Annotated in this window: 11 protein-coding genes, 2 tRNA genes and 3 pseudogenes; 10 read left to right on the top strand and 6 right to left on the bottom strand. The window is 67.9% G+C overall.

The window, feature by feature from the left end; all coding sequences use genetic code 11:
* From P1P70_RS45830 to P1P70_RS21630, 5 genes and pseudogenes are all read left to right on the top strand, one after another.
* Positions 1-415: pseudogene (locus P1P70_RS45830) on the top strand (RNA helicase); the annotation flags it as partial.
* Between the two features lie 134 nt (positions 416-549).
* A complete protein-coding gene (locus tag P1P70_RS21645) occupies positions 550-2124 on the top strand; it encodes an amino acid permease (protein WP_319240270.1) in 1575 nt (524 codons plus the stop codon).
* Positions 2125-2425: 301 nt separating this feature from the next.
* Positions 2426-2498, top strand: a tRNA-Lys gene (locus P1P70_RS21640).
* Between the two features lie 268 nt (positions 2499-2766).
* On the top strand, positions 2767-3978 hold the full coding sequence (locus P1P70_RS21635) for a 5'-methylthioadenosine/S-adenosylhomocysteine nucleosidase (protein ID WP_319240268.1): 1212 nt from the start codon (positions 2767-2769) through the stop codon (positions 3976-3978).
* A pseudogene (locus P1P70_RS21630) lies at positions 3927-4711 on the top strand (serine hydrolase domain-containing protein); the annotation flags it as partial. The gene P1P70_RS21635 and the pseudogene P1P70_RS21630, both read left to right, overlap by 52 nt.
* Before the next feature lie 152 nt (positions 4712-4863).
* Here the strand turns inward: P1P70_RS21630 and P1P70_RS21625 are convergent.
* Both P1P70_RS21625 and P1P70_RS21620 read right to left on the bottom strand, forming a co-directional pair.
* Entirely contained in the window at positions 4864-5424 is a 561-nt protein-coding gene (locus P1P70_RS21625) for a hypothetical protein (protein WP_319240267.1), read from the bottom strand.
* Positions 5381-7390, bottom strand: a complete 2010-nt coding sequence (locus P1P70_RS21620) for a hypothetical protein (protein WP_319240265.1) — start codon at positions 7388-7390, stop codon at positions 5381-5383. The genes P1P70_RS21625 and P1P70_RS21620 overlap by 44 nt, the downstream gene beginning before the upstream one ends.
* 689 nt (positions 7391-8079) lie before the next feature.
* On the opposite strand from P1P70_RS21620, the pseudogene P1P70_RS45825 reads away from it, so the two are divergent.
* Positions 8080-8722 (top strand): annotated as a pseudogene (locus P1P70_RS45825) (transposase).
* A gap of 561 nt (positions 8723-9283) precedes the next feature.
* On the opposite strand, the gene P1P70_RS21605 reads toward P1P70_RS45825, so the two are convergent.
* Positions 9284-9952, bottom strand: coding sequence for a helix-turn-helix domain-containing protein (locus tag P1P70_RS21605; RefSeq protein WP_319240259.1), 669 nt, complete (start codon positions 9950-9952; stop codon positions 9284-9286).
* Between the two features lie 103 nt (positions 9953-10055).
* Here P1P70_RS21605 and P1P70_RS21600 point away from each other — a divergent pair, with 103 nt between their 5' ends.
* Positions 10056-11117: an oxygenase MpaB family protein gene (locus P1P70_RS21600; protein ID WP_319240257.1), complete on the top strand. Its 1062-nt coding sequence runs from the start codon at positions 10056-10058 to the stop codon at positions 11115-11117.
* Between the two features lie 7 nt (positions 11118-11124).
* Here P1P70_RS21600 and P1P70_RS21595 read toward each other — a convergent pair whose 3' ends face one another.
* Positions 11125-12438, bottom strand: coding sequence for a chloride channel protein (locus P1P70_RS21595; protein ID WP_319240255.1), 1314 nt, complete (start codon positions 12436-12438; stop codon positions 11125-11127).
* A 576-nt stretch (positions 12439-13014) separates the two neighbouring features.
* On the opposite strand from P1P70_RS21595, the gene P1P70_RS21590 reads away from it, so the two are divergent.
* Positions 13015-13599: a class IV adenylate cyclase gene (locus P1P70_RS21590; RefSeq protein WP_319240253.1), complete on the top strand. Its 585-nt coding sequence runs from the start codon at positions 13015-13017 to the stop codon at positions 13597-13599.
* A 41-nt stretch (positions 13600-13640) separates the two neighbouring features.
* On the opposite strand, the gene P1P70_RS21585 is transcribed toward P1P70_RS21590, so the two are convergent.
* A tRNA-Met gene (locus tag P1P70_RS21585) sits at positions 13641-13714 on the bottom strand.
* A gap of 87 nt (positions 13715-13801) precedes the next feature.
* The gene (locus tag P1P70_RS21580; RefSeq protein ID WP_319240251.1) at positions 13802-14959 is read right to left on the bottom strand and encodes a dihydrofolate reductase family protein; all 1158 of its coding nucleotides are present in this window, start codon (positions 14957-14959) and stop codon (positions 13802-13804) included.
* A gap of 49 nt (positions 14960-15008) precedes the next feature.
* Between P1P70_RS21580 and P1P70_RS21575 the strand changes: the two genes are divergently transcribed.
* The gene (locus P1P70_RS21575; RefSeq protein ID WP_319240249.1) at positions 15009-15551 is read left to right on the top strand and encodes a MarR family winged helix-turn-helix transcriptional regulator; all 543 of its coding nucleotides are present in this window, start codon (positions 15009-15011) and stop codon (positions 15549-15551) included.
* Positions 15552-15810: 259 nt separating this feature from the next.
* On the top strand, positions 15811-16470 hold the full coding sequence (locus P1P70_RS21570) for a GTP cyclohydrolase II (RefSeq protein WP_319240247.1): 660 nt from the start codon (positions 15811-15813) through the stop codon (positions 16468-16470).
* Positions 16471-16657: the final 187 nt, after the last annotated feature.

Below are 16657 nucleotides of genomic sequence, written 5' to 3'. Positions count from 1 at the left end.
CGACCGCGGTGGGGTCGAGCGTCGTGACGGTGAGCGCGGTGGTCGTTCCTTCGAGCGTCGTGACAACGACCGTGGCGGGTTCCGCCGCGACAACGACCGCGGTGGGGTCGAGCGTCGTGACGGTGAGCGCGGTGGTCGTTCCTTCGAGCGTCGTGACAACGACCGTGGCGGGTTCCGCCGCGACAACGACCGTGGTGGCCGCTCCTTCGAGCGTCGTGACGAGCGTGGCGGGCACCGGGGCAGCGACCGTCCCTTCAACCGCGACCGCCAGGGCGACCGTCCGGGCTTCCGGTCCGGCGGCCACGAGCGCCCGTACGGCCGTCGTGACGACCACCGTGGCAGCGGCACCGGCACCGGCACCGGCTCCTCCTTCGGCCGCCGTGACGACAAGCCGCGCTGGAAGCGCAACGGCTGACGCCGACTGAGCAAAGCCGCAGGGCCCGTACGACTCCGGTCGTACGGGCCCTTCCGCTGTCCCTCCCCCTTCCCGCCGGTTTTCGGCCATCGTGTGGCGCATGTCACGTCCCTGGGGAGGGAATTGCTGGGGGCATGACAGATGACGACATAGCCCGTGGGGCAGCCGGGGCTTCGGCTCCGGACTCTGTGTCGGTCTCGGTGTCCGACGAGGAACGGCTCGCCCAACTGGGCTACACGCAGGTCCTCGCCCGCCGTATGTCCGCGTTCTCCAACTACGCGGTCTCCTTCACGATCATCTCGGTCCTGTCCGGCTGTATGACCCTCTACCTCTTCGGCATGAACACCGGCGGGCCCGCGGTGATCACCTGGGGCTGGGTCGCGGTCGGTCTGATGACGCTCTTCGTGGGTCTGGCCATGGCCGAGATCTGCTCGGCCTACCCGACCTCCGCCGGCCTGTACTTCTGGGCGCACCGACTGGCGCCGGAGCGCAGCGCGGCGGCCTGGGCGTGGTTCACGGGCTGGTTCAACGTGCTCGGCCAGGTGGCCGTGACCGCCGGCATCGACTTCGGCGCGGCGTCGTTCCTCGCGGCGTACCTGAACCTGGAGTTCGGCTTCGAGGTGACTCCGGGCCGGACGATCCTCCTCTTCGCCGCGATCCTGCTGCTGCACGGCCTGCTGAACACCTTCGGCGTCCGGATCGTCGGTCTGCTGAACAACATCAGCGTGTGGTGGCACGTGGTGGGCGTGGTCGTCATCGTGGGCGCGCTCGTCATCGTCCCGGACAGCCATCGGTCGGCGTCCTTCGTGTTCACCGAGTTCGTCAACGAGACGGGCTGGAGCAGCGGGCTGTACGTGGTGCTGCTGGGGCTGCTGATGGCGCAGTACACCTTCACCGGGTACGACGCCTCGGCCCATATGACCGAGGAGACGCACGACGCGTCGACGGCCGGCCCCAAGGGCATCGTCCAGTCCATCTGGACGTCCTGGGTCGCGGGCTTCGTCCTCCTCCTCGGCTTCACCTTCGCCATCCAGTCCTACGACGGCGCGCGCGAGTCGGCGACCGGGGTGCCGCCCGCGCAGATCCTGCTGGACGCGCTCGGCGCGACCGGCGGCAAACTGCTCCTCCTCGTCATCATCGGCGCGCAGCTCTTCTGCGGCATGGCCTCGGTCACCGCCAACAGCCGCATGATCTACGCCTTCTCGCGCGACGGCGCCCTCCCGTTCTCACACGTCTGGCACACGGTCAGCCCCCGTACGCGCACCCCCGTGGCGGCGGTGTGGCTGGCGGCGGGCGGCGCGCTCGTCCTCGGCCTCCCCTACCTGATCAATGTCACGGCGTACGCCGCCGTCACCTCCATCGCGGTGATCGGCCTCTACATCGCGTACGTCATCCCGACCCTGCTGCGGCTGCGCAAGGGCGACGCGTTCGAACGCGGGCCCTGGCATCTGGGGCGCTGGTCGCGGGTGATCGGCCTGATCGCGGTGGTCTGGGTGCTCTTCATCACCGTCCTGTTCATGCTCCCCCAGCTGTCCCCGGTCACCTGGGAGAACTTCAACTACGCCCCCGTCGCCGTGCTGGTGGTGCTGGGCTTCGCGGCACTGTGGTGGGCCGTCTCCGCCCGCCACTGGTTCCTCGACCCCGAGCACGAGCGCAGTGTGGCGCGGGAGGCGGCACGGAAGGGGGCGCCGGAGCCGCTCGACCCGTGATCCTGTGATCCCGTGACCCTGTGACTGAGTGACTCCGTGATCCCGTGATCCCGTGGTCTTTTGATTTCGTGGCCGGGCCCGGGCCCGGGGGACCGAGCTCCTGCCGCTCGCCGCTGCGGCTCGCCGCCGTTCCGGGGCAGGGGGGTGGGTCCCGGCCCGGCCAACTCGCCCGACTTCCGCCGATCTTCCGCCCGTTCTGTTCTGCGGCGGACCTTTTTACGGCCCTCCGACGCGGCCGGGTACCGATACCCGATCGGACTCCCGGCCGCGTCCGGCTATGCTCGGGGAGGCAACATCGCCTGGGCCCTTAGCTCAATTGGCAGAGCAGTGGACTTTTAATCCATTGGTTGTGGGTTCGAGTCCCACAGGGCCTACGGGTGCGGGGGAGGGGGTACCCCCTCTGACCTGCGGCGCAGCGTCCGAGTCGACTTCGGTCGGGTCGGGCGCTGTGGCGTTTTCGGGGCTCTGCGTGAGCGATGCGTGAGCGGATGTTCGGGGTTGCACGCCAGGCGAGGTCTGCGCGGTAGTTGGTCGGGGGCTTCGTGGCTGCCGACACGCCGGTGACCAAGCGCTTCCGCGGGGCTCACTGGATCTACGGTATGAGCGCGAGACGCACACAGCGGTGGTGGCAAGGGGGCGGTCATGGACGCATCTGGGGAGACGCTCGTCGTACTGACTGCGCTGCCACTGGAGTACAAGGCGGTGCGTCGGCTCTTGGAGGGGCTGGAGAGGGTCGACCAAGCGGGAACGGTGTTCGAGCGAGGCCGGCTCGCGGGTACGCCCTGGACGGTCTATCTGGCTGCCACCGGGCCGGGAAACGACTCGGCGGCGGTGATCACCGAGCGGGCCATCAATTTCGTGCGTCCCCAGGCTGTCTTCTTCGTTGGTATCGCGGGATCACTCAAGTCCGACGTCTCCCGAGGGGACGTGGTGGTGGCTCTTGAGGTGTATGCGTATCACGGGGGCAAGGAGAGCCCGGAAGGGTTCAAGGGACGCCCGCGCAGTTGGGAGACCTCCCATCCGCTCCAGCAGGTGGCCATGTACGTCCACAGCGTGGATGACTGGCGGGGAGTGCTGCCGGAAGCGGAACGACATACCGCCAAGGTGCACTTCAAGCCGATCGCGGCGGGTGACCTCTTGCTGGATGCTCCGGCCGAGTCGCCGTCCCGAGTCCACTTGGACCGGAACTACAACGACGCTGTCGCCGTGGAGATGGAAGGCGCGGGATTCGCCAATGCCGCCAGCAAGGCCGGAATTCCCTTCCTCCTGGTCCGCGGGATCAGCGACCTGGCGAACGGAACCAAACAGAGCACTGACGGTGCTGGCACGCAGGAAACAGCCGCGCAGCACGCCGCCGTCTTCCTGGCAGAGGTGATTGCGCAGTACAAGCCAGCGAATGCCGGGCCAGGCCCGACCTCGCCTGCTTCCGGGCAGCGTACGGACGAATTGATCTGGCAGCCCCTCGATCCGCCCGCTGGCTTGGCCTGGCACCGAGACCTCGTGCCGTCGAGCGCATACATGAGTGGTCCCGCTCTGCTGGAGATCCACTTGGCGCCCGTTTCTGCGACGAGCAGAGTCACCGCGACCCGCATGCAGCAGTTGGCTGACGAACTGGTGAACCTGGGGCGCCTGAACGGGTTGTTCTCGAACACAGAACGAGTCGAGATAGGCAGCAGTGCCGAGATGACGGTTGTCTCCGTTGCCGGCCGTGATGGACGATCCGCAGGACTGGCGATCACTCGATCCGGCCAGCGGAGTGCCTGGGAGTCTCTGCCGCATCCGGGGATGGCCTACGTGTCCCTCCCCTCGGGGAGTTCTGGCCGGAGGTCGACGGCCACCCGCTCGCGGCCGTGACGGCCCGCCAACTCCTCACCCACACCGCAGGGGTCCCGCTACGGGCCCAACTGAAGAACCTGTACGGCACCGATCCCCAGGACATCCGCGACGGCGTACTGCACGAAGCCCTGCACCGCCCGCCGGGCGAGGCCGTCGAGTACACCGACCGAGCCGCACTCATCCTCGGCTACCTCGCCGAACATCTCTCAGGCCAGAGCCTCGACCAGCTCTCCATGGAACGGACCTGGCAGCCCCTAGGCATGAACTCCACCCGCTTCGGCCCCCTACCCGCCGAGACGGCCGCCCGGTGCGCGCCCACCGAACTCGACCCGGACACCAACACCCACCTCAGGGGCACCGCCCACGACTTCTCCGCCCGCCTCCTCGGCGGCGTGTGCGGCATCGCCGGCGCCTTCACCGTCCTCGACGACCTCGCCCGCTTCCTGCGCTACATGTTGAACGACAACGCTGTCCCCGAGCGAGCGGGCTTCGGGTCTGCCTGGTCCGAGGCGTCGCTCAGCGTCCACACCGGCTCACTCGCCCCCGCACGTGGTCTGTTCTGGCACCCCGCCCCCGGTTCTGATTTCGCTGACGACATCTGGGTGCACTACGGCTTCACGGGAACCGGCATGTGGGCCTCACCCCGGCGCCAACGGTGGGCGTCTTGCTGGCGAACAAGCTCTACTACACCCGTGACCGCCAGCCCCTGACTGATGTCCGCAACACCTTCCGAGCACTTGCCTTCGGCTGAGCCTGTCGGTTGGAAGGACCAAGGCGAGGCCGACGCGTCGCGCAGGCGCCGTCCGCACCGCCCCCTGGACCAGTTCTGAGTAGTTACACAACAGATCTACGCCGATAAAAACGCTGGCTCGGGGCCTTATGCGACCCGGAGCCAGCGCTTCTCTATTTTCCTGTCAGTTCCACTTCACAATCCAGCGTCTGGGTGAACTCGCGACCGTCCTGACGGTAATCAAACCTACAGTAGCGAGCGCTCTCGCTTGGCAGGCTAGTGATTTTCAGTCTCGCGAGGTAGTAAATGTCGCTCGATGTGCGTGGGGCAACCTCGACGGTTTCGGTGGAGTAGTCTCGAAGCGTCTCGAATTTCGGAGTGAGATTGCTACCCTCTTTTGTGAGGAGAGCCAGTCCTTCGGTGTCTTCAAGATTGTATGCACCGTATTTCAGGACCTTCATACCCCGAGGTATCTCGACAATGGATACTCCAGTTATTTCGATCGGTTTGGCGGACTTGTTGGTGGGAACTGGAAGCGCGAACCACCAGGTATCCCCGACTTTCACATTTTCGCTTCCGACAGTACCGTTTTCCTGCGTGCCGCCTTCTAGAGCAGTCCCTTGGGACTGCTGCGGCTCCTGTGCGGAACACGCTGTGGCAAGAAGGAGAGAGGCCGCGAGGACGGCGAATCTACCAGGAATAGAACACGCCCGGCTTGCCGGAGACAGGACCATTCTTGCCCCAAATGTAGTGTCGAGAATGCGTTTGGTTTCCAGCTGTTATTCGCTGCTTGTGCTCTCGGTCGAGCTGAGTTGAGGCACCGAGTGCCACGAAGTCCACCGTCACTGCGGCCGAGAACTTCACGGTTCGCCCCTTTGACAACTGGAAGTATGCACCAGGCTCCACGTAGGCGCGATTCTTCTTGGGTGACTTCTTGAAATCATCGCCTCCATCCTTGGATGCGACATTCTTGCCATACTTTCCGGTTGCTCCGCCGGATGGTACCTTGTACTTGACTGGCAAGATTTCTTTGTGTGAGACGCTCTTTGCGCCGCACTTTATGGTCACCTTGACCTTCTTGTACTCGATCGGGACCTTCCACTGCTTTGCGAAGTAAGGGCCCTGGTTGGTGTATCCGGTTGAGTACCCGAAGGAGTTTCCGACGCTCTTTCCTCCTGTGATCTTGTATTTCCCTGTGGGTGAGGATACGGCAGCCTCGATGTTCGTCGTGACCTTCTCGTCGTAATCCACCGAAGCTTTGGCATCCCAGTAGGCGTGCCCCTCAGCTACCACGGTGTACTTGATCCACTTCTTGAGTGTCTTCTGCTTCCTTTCGCAGCCACCCATATATGGAGTGACCTTCATTCCGCTGACGTCTGTTCCATCCATGACATACGGGTTGTAGTCCTTCGGCGGGGCGCCAGCCGAGCTCTGCCATTCCGGCAGTGGGGCACTGCCTATGGTGTCGACTGTGTATTTGTCCTGAGTTGCGGCCCAGCTCGTAGCCGTAGCAAACTCGGACGGCTCCAACTCGTTCATGTCGTCGGGAGCCTGCGGCAGAAGTGAAGTCGCGTCGGGTGCTTCCTCTGCTGCTGCTGTTATAGAGGCTTGCATGGCGGCCGAGGCCGTCTCCGGCGCTGCGGTCGTGAAATTCGTACCCGACATGATCACACCGGTGGAAGTCACGCCGGTGGCCGTAGCAGTCACGTTCAAAGCACCACCGTTCGCTTCCACCACCTCCCGTACATCGGGAGGGAGCGTGGTCGGAATGGTGAAGGACCATGAACCGTCTGCACGCGTGGTGGTCTTCCCCAGAACAGGCAGAGTGGTGGTTTCACCCACCTCCTCGGGAATGAGGTCACCCGCTTCGATAACCACGTCTAGACCTGCGGCAGGCTGTCCGTCACCCTGCACGAAACGGCCGCTAGCGGTTTGGGCGTCCTGTGGCGCTGGTTCAGGCTCGGGGTCGGGGTCGGACACTGCCGCAGGCACGTCCGGATCGTCCGGAGGGCTGCCGAAGTAAGGGCGCTCACCTGTGGCGTCCGCCAGGCAGCCGGCTGTGTCGGCGAAGATTTGGCCGTAGATTCCGTTCGCGATCTCAGCGTTTGCGAGGGTCAGCCTGTCGGTTCCGGTGTAGCCCTTGATGGTTCCGGAGTAGTCCTCGGAACCCGTGCTTGTGTTGACGGTTCCCGGGCCCGGACTCCATGCCTGGCGCGCGTCTGTCAGGCCTGTGGCAATGACGGTCGGTGTGCCCAGAGTCACCCTCGTCACCCTGGGTGGGGCGCTCAGAGTCTCGCTCGACATGTAGGGCCAGGCCTGGATTTTACCGTCTGTCAGTGTGTAAATGTTTTTTCCGGCTGCCCATACATCATCGGCGGCCTTGATGGCCACCGCTCCTGCGCTTGTGGCGGATATCCGGACCGTCACCTCGGAGATCGTTCCGGCACCTGTCTCGGGATCACTCTGCGAGTAGACGGTGATCTCGCCGTTCTCGGTTTGACCGAACAGCAGCTTGCCGACCGCCCATACCTTCTGGAAGCTCTTCCAGTTCAGATCGTAGGTCTTTGCGGGTGCCAGCAAGGAGCCGCCCGAAGCGGTCTGATCCTTGTAGGACTTGAGAGTTCCTGAGGCGGTGATCTCGTAGATCACCCCACTGCCAGCCGAGAAGAGTCTACTGTCACCCGCTATGGTTGCGGTCATGTCCGTATCGAAAATGATGCCGTTGGCGTTCCCGCTCTTCGGCTCCCAGTCCAGGTACTTACGCAGCGTGCGAGGCACATTCTTGGAGGGCGATACAGGACCCGGGGGCGCCTCGAGAACGTAGGTTGCTACGCTAGACGGACATTCAGCGGCCACCGCAGGCGTGGCGCCGAGCACGGAGGGCGCGGATAGTGCGCCTCCCAACAAGAATGCCACGCACAGCACCCGGGGAAACTTCTTCGCTGCTTCTGTTGCTCGACCTTTTTGGCATAAATTCCCTCAAGTTGATATGGCGGTTGGGTAGGGAAAATGCATGGTGCAGACCTGAAGAAAGTGCGCGCCAGCAGCTCATCCGGAGTCACCATGCTGAGGCGACGTCACTTGTGTGAAGGATGTGCGGGTGAAGAGTGACTGGCGATCACAGAATCTACTCTGGGGGGCCGCACATCAGCAGGCTGTTGAGCAAACCTTGAGCTACTGAGATGCCGTCAACATCGGGGTGGGCGAGTCGAGTTCGGCAAGGACTGACGCTCGGGGGTGTGGCATCCTTCGCAAAGTTCCAGCAACCTCGGGGGGCTCATCCCTCTGTTGATTTGAAACGGTAGGTGTTCTGGGTCGTTGATCCCTGCGTGAGTGAACTGGTGCGGGATGCACGGCAGTTGTTGCGGTCGACGCAGGAGGCCCTTCGTTTGCGGGCGGTGGCCGCGCTGGTGGCGGGCCGTGGCCGTGAGGAGGTCGCGGCGGTGCTCCAGGTCTCGCTCAAGGCGGTGGACAACTGGTGGGCGAAATGGTTGGCCGGCGGGCGCGAAGCGCTCGAAGCCCAGCCGCGAGGACGCCGGGTCGGCGAACATCAGGTTCTCGATGCGGTCGAGCAGCAGGCGACCCGGCAGGCCGTACTCGATCACCGGCATTGCGAACTGGGGCTGGCGGGGCAGCTGTGGCAACGGGTTCTCAGTGAACGCGATGTCCGCGATCAGCACCAAGGGCCGGATGCACTTCATAGTGTTCACCGAGACCTCGACGCCGACGTGATGTGCCGCTTCCTGACCGGCTCGCGGGCACTTCGACCGCAAGGTGCACCTCGTTGTGGGCGGCCACTCCGCCCACCGCTCCCGCAAGGTCAGCGCCTGGCTCGCTGACCACCCCGACAGGATCGAACTGCATTTTCTGCCTGCGTACTCGCCCGAGCTCAACCCCGACGAGTTGGTCAAGGCCGACCTCAAGCGCAGCCTGCCCATGCACAACCGGGCCCGCGACCAAGCCCAACTCGCCGCCGAAAGCCGCCGCTTTTTCCACCGGCGCCAACGTCAGCCGCACATCGTCCGCGGCTAGTTCGGCGGCCCACACGTCCGCTACATCCTCGAATAGAACCCTTTGAGTTTCGGATCAATATGATCAGAGTGAAGTATTCAGGGAACTGCACCCCCCCGCAGCCGCGCGGCTATGCTCGCGGCTGCACCAACGCCCTCGTGCGTCTCATGCCCGTGCTGGGTCCTTGGTCACGGACGGGCCCGGTATGAACTGACCGCCCCATGTGGTCACCGTCTGCACGGCGTACAGGACTGCACCTCCCCCCGGCGGCCTCCGTCACAGGGGGTGTACCAGATGGCAGCTCTTCAACGTGAGCGATGCGTGAGCGGACGCTGTGGCATGAGCCGCCGTGTGGTGGATTGACTGTTACGGCGTACATGCTCTGACCAGGTGGTTCCGGACCCCGAAGCAGATTCCGGAACCACCCAACAAGATCACGCCAGGACTTTCAATCCGTTGGTTGTGGGTTCGAGTCCCACAGGGCCTACGGTTCGCGGGTGGGGGACACCACCTCTGACCTGCTACGCGGCGCCCGGGTCGGCTTCGGCCGGCTCGGGCGGCGTGGTGTTTTCTGATGTGGTGTCAGTGCGTCGGGGGCCAGAGCGCGCCGAGGACGATCCGGACCTGGTCGATCAGGTGGGGCGGGTCGAATCTGCCGGGATCGGTGAGGGCGACACGGCCGAAGTGCTCCGCGCAGGCGACGAGTGCGTGGGCGAGGACCCGTGGGTCGAGTGCCGGGCCGGGGCGGTCGGCCAGGCTGCGGTCGGCCAGGGTGCGGTCGATCCAGCCCTCGACGAGCGTCAGGAACCGTTCCCTGTCGGCCTCGATGCGGTCGCGGACGACCGGGGGCATGTTGCCCGGGGGCAGCAGGATCAGTCGCCAGGTGTCCGTGTCCTCGCGGAGCATCGCGGACATCCGGCGTACGGTCTCGGAGGCGAACGCAGCGGGGTCGCGCGGGCCCTCCTGTGTGCGGGGAACCGTCGCGAGGAGCCGTCCGAAGGCGCGCGCCTGCTGCCGGTCGAGCAGGGCGGTCAGCAGGGCGTCGAGGTTCTCGAAGGCGCCGTAGACCACGGACCGGGCGACAGCGGCCCTCTTGGCGATCGCGTCGATGGAGATCCGGTCGTAGCCGTCGCTCACGATCACGGCGAGGGCCGCGTCGAGGAGTTGCTCGCGGCGTTCCGTGATCGGGACGCGTGGGGCGTAGGGGCGTCGCTTGCGCGGCCTGTCTTCCGAAGAGGTGGACGCTGACACCTTGGCAGTTTACGACACTCGTGTCTTAATTTAAGACAGCACTGTCGTAATGGATGGGTGGCGGCTCTCGCCACGGGCGCGCGAGGACATGAGGAGCGGCTCCATGGCGAAGCAGAGGCGGAGCGACGTCGAGCCGCACGAGGATTACGGCTTCTTCGGCCCGGGCTCGGTGGTGTGGAAGGTCTGGAGCTATCCGACGGCGCCGACGGTGGGGTTTCAGCGGGCGGTGGTCGTGGAGGAGCTCGACCCGCCGTTGGTGGCCGCCGTCCACGCGACCCAGGGCATCTACCGCCGCTCCCGCACCCGCTATGACCGGACCCTGCGGTACTTCGCGATGGTGGCCTTCGCCGGTACACGCGAGGTGTGCCGGGCCGCCGACGTCCTGGTCAAGATCCATTCCAAGGCGGTCGGCGACCTGCCGTACGGAGGCGGCACCTACGACGCCAACGACCCCGCCTCGCAGCTGTGGATCCAGCTCACCGGCTGGCACTCCATCCTCTACGCGTACGAGAAGTACGGGCCCGGCAAGCTCACCGAGCGGGAGGAGCGGGAGTACTGGGAGGCCTGCGCGGTCGCCGCGGAACTGCAGACGTGCTCCCCCGACGACGTCCCGCGCAGCCGGGACGGCGTCCGGGCGTACTTCGAGCGGATGCGCCCGCAGCTGTCCGCCAGCCCGATCGCCCGTCAGGCCATGAACCACCTGCTGCGGAGCGAACTCGTCCTGCCGCCGGTGCCGCGCTGGGCGCAGCCGGTCAGCACGGCGGTCGCGAAGGCGCAGCGGATCGCCACGATCGCCACCATGCCGCGCTGGATGCGCGAGATGGCGGGGATCCGGCAGTCCCGCCTCCTCGACGCGCTCATCGTGCCCGTCATGAGAACGGCGTTCGCGCTCGCCCACCTCAGCCCCAGGGTCGAACTGCGCCTGCTGGCACGGCTCTCACCCTCCACGGTCCCGGTGATCGCGCCGGTGAAGCTCGGCGTCCCTCCCCGCAACCCCGAGGTACTGTCCCCCGCCGAGGCCCGCGCCCGCCACGGCTACGTCAAGCCCGTCGAAGCCCACCTGGACTTCCGGGCCCGCCAGGCGGCCCGTGTCTTCGACGCCGGCAAGGCGCCCAGCGACCAGGGGCTGATCGAGTCCCAGGAGATCCTGGGGCCGCTTGCGTGACCGGTCGTCATGCAGGAAGCGGCGTCAGACGCGCCGTGATGACGTACGAGACGACGACCGCGACGATCACCAGCGGCATGACGGTGATCCCCTGGGCCCCGATCAGCAGCGTGGCCAGCAGGACGGAGACCAGCGGGAGGCGCAGCATCGCGGCGCTCATCGCCCCGATCCCCATCGCGAACCCCGCGACCAGACTCAGTCCCGGCAGGTGGGAGCAGAGGATGCCGCCCGCCGCGCCCACGAACATCGCGGGAAAGATCGGGCCGCCTCGGAAAGCGCTGAGCGACGCGCAGTAGGCGAGGCCCTTGCACAGCACCAGCAGCGCCAGCGCGCCCACCGAGTACGTGGCACTGTGCCTGAGGAAGGGGTCCAGCGCCGTCTGCCCCGAATACAGCACGTCGGTCGCCGGTTTGCCGGTGCCCTCCGCGTAGCCGATCGCCAGTCCCGCCACGACCAGGCCGATGACGACCGTGGCCGGCACCCGGCGCCGCTCGACGCGCGCCCTGAGCCGGACGGCGAGCCACCGGATCCCCGCGGCCACCAGCGCGGCCGACACTCCGATGACGAGGGCCCAGCTGAACTCCGCCACCGTCGGGCGCACGGCGGCGGGCACGTCGGGCAGGACCAGGGAGTACGTGCCCAGCCCGGTCCAGGAACCCAGCCCGACGAAGACCAGCGCGCCGACGTCGGCGGCCAGCAGGCCGGGCACGAGCACCGTCGTCATCATCACCCCGCCCAGCCCGGAGGCCTCCATCAGGAGGAACGCCCCCAGCAGAGGCGACCCCAGCAGCGAGCTGACGGCCGCGAAACTCCCCGCCGCGCCCAACACCGCGCTCATCTGCTCCGGGGGATCGCGTCCGACCAGCCGTACGGCACCGGCGGCGAGCCCGCTGCCGAGTGCCAGGAGGGGTGCCTCGGGTCCGAGGACCGCGGCGCAGCAGAGCGTCGCCAGGGCGGCGAGGAAGATGCCGGGCAGCTCGACGGGCGGGGGTGCGCCGGTGGGGTGGAATCCGGCGGTCGGTTCATGACCGCCGTGCCCTGGCAGGTACCGGACCGTCAGACCCACCAGCAGTCCCCCGACGGCGAGCAGCGGCAGCGGCCACCAGGCCGGCGTTCCGTCGAACCCCAGTGACCTGGGAAGATCCGTGTAGAGCACGGGCTGGGCCTCGCCGACCAGTACGAGGAAACCGAACGCCGCGGCGGACACGGGTACGCCGATCAGCGCGGCCATCGCGAGAAGTGCCAGGTAGGCGCGGCTCCGGAGGAGCGCCATCGGATCCGGCGGCGCCCCGGCCCCGGCCCCGGTCGGGTCGACGGGCACGCACTCCACCTCCTCGCATCCCCTCGTCGCGTCGCCCTCCGACACGGCCACCTGACGCGAGCGGCACGGTCCCGAGCCTGGCACGCCGACCACCCACCGGCATGTCGTGACGGTCGCCGTCACGCTCAGGTGTGAACAACGCCGACTGTCTGGTGGCTGAATCTGCTCATACGGCCGTCCGACTGGGCCCGTCCGGGACCGCACGGGGCCTGTCCGGGGCCCGCTTGGGGCCGTCCGGGGGCCCGCCCGGGGCGGGGGCGCTCCTGCTTGATGGTTTCTGCTGGGGCGAGGTCTCGATCTCGGGTCGGCGAGGTCAGAGATGGACGCGCTGCGTTCGTGCGCGGAGCGGGGTGCGGCGTTGCTGATCGTCACGCACGGTACAGCCGCGAAGTCCTTCGCAGGGACCCTTACCTCACGGCTCGGGCGCATGCCTGACGGCGAACCCGTCCCGCCGGGGCGGGGAAGCGGGAACGCCCGTGTGTCCCTCGCGGTCGACCGGCTGAACCCCGCCGCCGCCCGCAGGGGCAGTGGGTAAGGAGGGGAGAGGGGGGAGCGGGGGAGAGCGGAGGGACGAGCGTGATCGAGGCGGAGTTGAAGGCCCGGGTGCGCGCGCCGGAGGCGGTCGCGCAGGCGCTCGACGAGCGGGCCGAGGCCAGGTCCGAGACGTACCAGGACACGTACTACGACCTGCCGGACGGCAGCCTGCGCGCGCGGGACGAGGAGTTGCGGCTGCGGTACCTCGCCGATCACGGCACGGGTGAGCGGCGCACGCTGCTCACCTTCAAGGCGGCGGCGGTGGACGACGCGTCCGGTTCCAAGCCCGAGTACGAGACAAGGGTCGGGGACTCCCGGATCGCGCACGCCATCCTGGAGCACCTCGGCTACGTACCGGCGATCGTGTTCGAGAAGCGCTGCCGCAGTCACGCGTTCGAGGCGTACGGCCGACCGATGCTCGCGACCCTCGTACGGGTCCCCGAGCTGGACGGCACGTTCCTGGAGATCGAGACCCTGGTGCAGGAGGAGGAGGTCGCCCTCGCCCTCGACGACATCCGCGCGGTGCTGGGGGAACTGGGCGTCTCCCCCGAGGACCTCACGCGTGAGCTCTACACGGACGCGGTGGCGGCGGCCCGCCGTACCCATGGCCCTGGGACACACACCTGAGGCCCGGAATCCTTGTCGGATTCCGGGCCTCAGGCCTTCAGTAGCGGGGACAGGATTTGAACCTGCGACCTCTGGGTTATGAGCCCAGCGAGCTACCGAGCTGCTCCACCCCGCGTCGTTGAAACCAGTGTACGCCATCCGCGGGACCCCGAGCACACGGTTAAACGGCGGCCGCCGTCCGACGGCCTCGCGGAGCTCCCGCTCAACCCAGCAGATGCCGGTTGGGCTCCTTCGCCCGCTCCTCGTACTCCGGCACCACGACCACCTCGGCACCCTCCGCCGACAGCACCGCGTTGCCCGCGGCCGCGTCCTCGACGAACGTGTCCGGCTCGCGCCAGGCCGTGACGACGCGGCGGACACCGGCGTCGAGGACGAGCCGGGCGCAGGGCGCGGGCCGGGAGGCGCGGCGGGCGCAGGGTTCGAGGCTGCTGTAGACCGTGGCGGTGGCGAGGCGCGGGTCGGCGGCGTCGAGCTTGGCGAGGGCGGCCTCCTCGGCGTGGACCACGGGGTCGTCGCCCTCGCGGGAGTGGCCGCGGGCCAGCTCCGTACCGTCGGCCGCGACCACGACCGCCCCCACGCTGAACGCGGTCCGCGAGGGCGGGCACGCGGCGGCCAGGGTGCAGGCGAGGTCGAGCCAGTGCCGGTCGGCGGGGGAGACGGCCGGGCCGGTGCCGGGGACGGTGGGGGCGTAGCGGATGAGGACGACGTCGCCGACGGGGCGGGTCTCCAGCAGCCGCAGCCGGCTCTTCGGCCCTCCGGGGTAGGCGCCCGTCCCGAAGAGCCGGGGCGCGTCCGCCTCGCCCACGAAGAGCGGTGCGACGGCCAGCTGCACCTCGTCCGCGAGCCCCTGCTGGAGCAGCTGGGTGTGGACCCGGCCGCCGCCCTCCACCATGAGGCGGCGCACGCCGCGTGCGTCCCCGAGGTGGTCCAGGACGGCCGTCCACTCCAGCTCGGGGCCGACGGAGACCACGGCCACGCCGTTCGGCCCCGTCGGAAGGCCCAGATCGTGCAGCCGTGCCGCGCCCTTGTCGGTCGTGTACACGACCTTCTCGCCGCCGGTGTGCCAGAACCGGGCCGTCGCGTCGAGGTCGCCGGACGCGCTGACCGTGACCTTCAGCGGATACTCCGGGAGCCCGGCGGCGACCCGGGCCGCGCGCCGCTCGGGGGAGTTGACCAGCAGCCGGGGGTTGTCGGTGCGCAGGGTGCCGGCGCCGATCAGAATGGCGTCGCTGGCCGCGCGCACCTCGTCGACCCGGTCGAAGTCGGCCGGGCCGGAGAGCAGCAGCCGCTCGGGCCCGGTGTCGTCCAGGAAGCCGTCGAGGGAGACGGCGGCGGACAACAGGACGTAGGGCTGGGGCATGGGACGCGCTCCCTTGGTTCAAGTTTTAAACAATAACTACACTGTACGTATGACGACCCGCTGGCTCACCCCCGACGAACAGCGTGCCTGGCGCGCCTACGTCGCCGCGAGTTCCCTCCTGGAGGACGCGCTCGACCGGCAGCTCCAGCAGGAGGCCGGCCTGCCGCACCTGTACTACTCGGTGCTGTCCGCCCTCTCCGAGGCGCCGGAGCGCCGGATGCGGATGACCGAGCTCGCCGAGCGCCTGAAGATCACGCGCAGTCGGCTGACCTATGTCGTGACCAGGCTGGAGAAGGACGGCGTGGTGCGGCGCGAGGACTGCCAGTGGGACAGGCGCGGCAGTGTCGCCGTGCTCACCGACGAGGGCATGACCCTGTTGGAGCGCACGGCTCCGGGCCATGTCCAGACGGTGCGCAGGGCCGTCTTCGACCATCTCAGCCCCGAGCAGATCGGCCAGTTCGAGGAGATCTGCGCGGCCATCGCGACGGCGATCCAGGGCGGGGACCCCCGGACGGCGCCCGGCTCGGACGACCTCCCGTGGCGCCGCCGCGCCTGCTCGTCGAGCCAGCAGGACGAGGGCAATCGCGAGTGACGGGTGAGGGCGGCCGTGCGTGACGGGTGAGGGCAACCGTGCGTGACGGCCGGGCGGGGCCACGCCTGTCAGGCGAGCGGGTCACACCTGTCAGGCGAGCGGGGTCACGCCTGTCGGCGGGGGCGGATCGCATGTGACGGGAATGTGACGTATCCCCAATCCGGTTGCTTGAAATTTGAAGCACGGGTTAGAGTCGCTGCGAGCGCTGTGCTTCAAAACTGAAGCACGGCGACATCCGCACCAGGACCGGAGAACCCGCATGCCCGACTTTCCCGCTGCCACCCCGCGTGCCCGCGTCCGGGTACCGCTGCGTTTCCAGGACGGCTACGGCGTCGACACCGAGATGGTCACCTTCCACGACCTCGTCGACGGCCGGGAGCACCTGGCGATCGTCCTCGGCGACCCCGCCCCCGGCACGGCCCCGCTGGTCCGGCTGCACTCCGAGTGCCTGACCGGCGACGTGTTCGGCTCGGCCCGCTGCGACTGCGGTCCGCAGCTGCGCGAGGCGGTGGAGCGGATCGCCGACCGCGGCGGCGTCCTCCTCTACCTCCGCCAGGAGGGCCGGGGCATCGGCCTCTACAACAAGCTCGACGCGTACGCCCTCCAGGACCAGGGTCTCGACACCTACGAGGCGAACGCGGCGCTCGGGCTGCCGGAGGACGCCCGCGACTACACGGCGGCGGCGCAGATGCTGGGCGCCCTCGGCATCGACGAGCTGGACCTGCTGTCCAACAACCCCGACAAGGCCCAGCAGCTGCGCGACCTCGGTGTGCGTGTCCGCGACCGCGTTCCCACGGGCGTCTTCACCACCGCCCACAACGTCCGCTACCTGCGCGCCAAGGTCCTCCAGACCCAGCACACCCTCCCCCTGCACGAGCTGACGGGCGCGACAGGACTGACCGGCCTCTCGGCGGGCTGAACCCCGCCACCCTCTCGGCGGACCGAACTCGCCCGACCTGCCGGTGACCGAACTCGCCCGACCTGCCGGTGACCGGCCCGCCCGACCTGCCGGTGACCGGCCCGCCCCACCTGCCGGTGGGCCGGTCACCGGCAGGTCGGGCGAGTTCGGTCACCGGCAGGTCGGGCGAGTTCGGTCCGCCGAGAGG

Origin of the sequence: Streptomyces sp. MB09-02B (assembly GCF_033794485.1) — a bacterium.
Taxonomy (GTDB): domain Bacteria; phylum Actinomycetota; class Actinomycetes; order Streptomycetales; family Streptomycetaceae; genus Streptomyces.
This window is presented reverse-complemented; position numbering and strand designations above follow the sequence as displayed.

Excerpts from the sequence above, each read along its gene's own strand:
- P1P70_RS21635 (WP_319240268.1), top strand. The coding sequence starts at position 2,767 with ATGGACGCATCTGGGGAGACGCTCGTCGTACTGACTGCGCTGCCACTG.
- P1P70_RS21575 (WP_319240249.1), top strand. The coding sequence starts at position 15,009 with ATGACGACCCGCTGGCTCACCCCCGACGAACAGCGTGCCTGGCGCGCC.
- P1P70_RS21645 (WP_319240270.1), top strand. The coding sequence starts at position 550 with ATGACAGATGACGACATAGCCCGTGGGGCAGCCGGGGCTTCGGCTCCG.
- P1P70_RS21600 (WP_319240257.1), top strand. The coding sequence starts at position 10,056 with ATGGCGAAGCAGAGGCGGAGCGACGTCGAGCCGCACGAGGATTACGGC.
- P1P70_RS21620 (WP_319240265.1), bottom strand. The coding sequence starts at position 7,390 with ATGACCGCAACCATAGCGGGTGACAGTAGACTCTTCTCGGCTGGCAGT.
- P1P70_RS21580 (WP_319240251.1), bottom strand. The coding sequence starts at position 14,959 with ATGCCCCAGCCCTACGTCCTGTTGTCCGCCGCCGTCTCCCTCGACGGC.
- P1P70_RS21625 (WP_319240267.1), bottom strand. The coding sequence starts at position 5,424 with ATGGTCCTGTCTCCGGCAAGCCGGGCGTGTTCTATTCCTGGTAGATTC.
- P1P70_RS21570 (WP_319240247.1), top strand. The coding sequence starts at position 15,811 with ATGCCCGACTTTCCCGCTGCCACCCCGCGTGCCCGCGTCCGGGTACCG.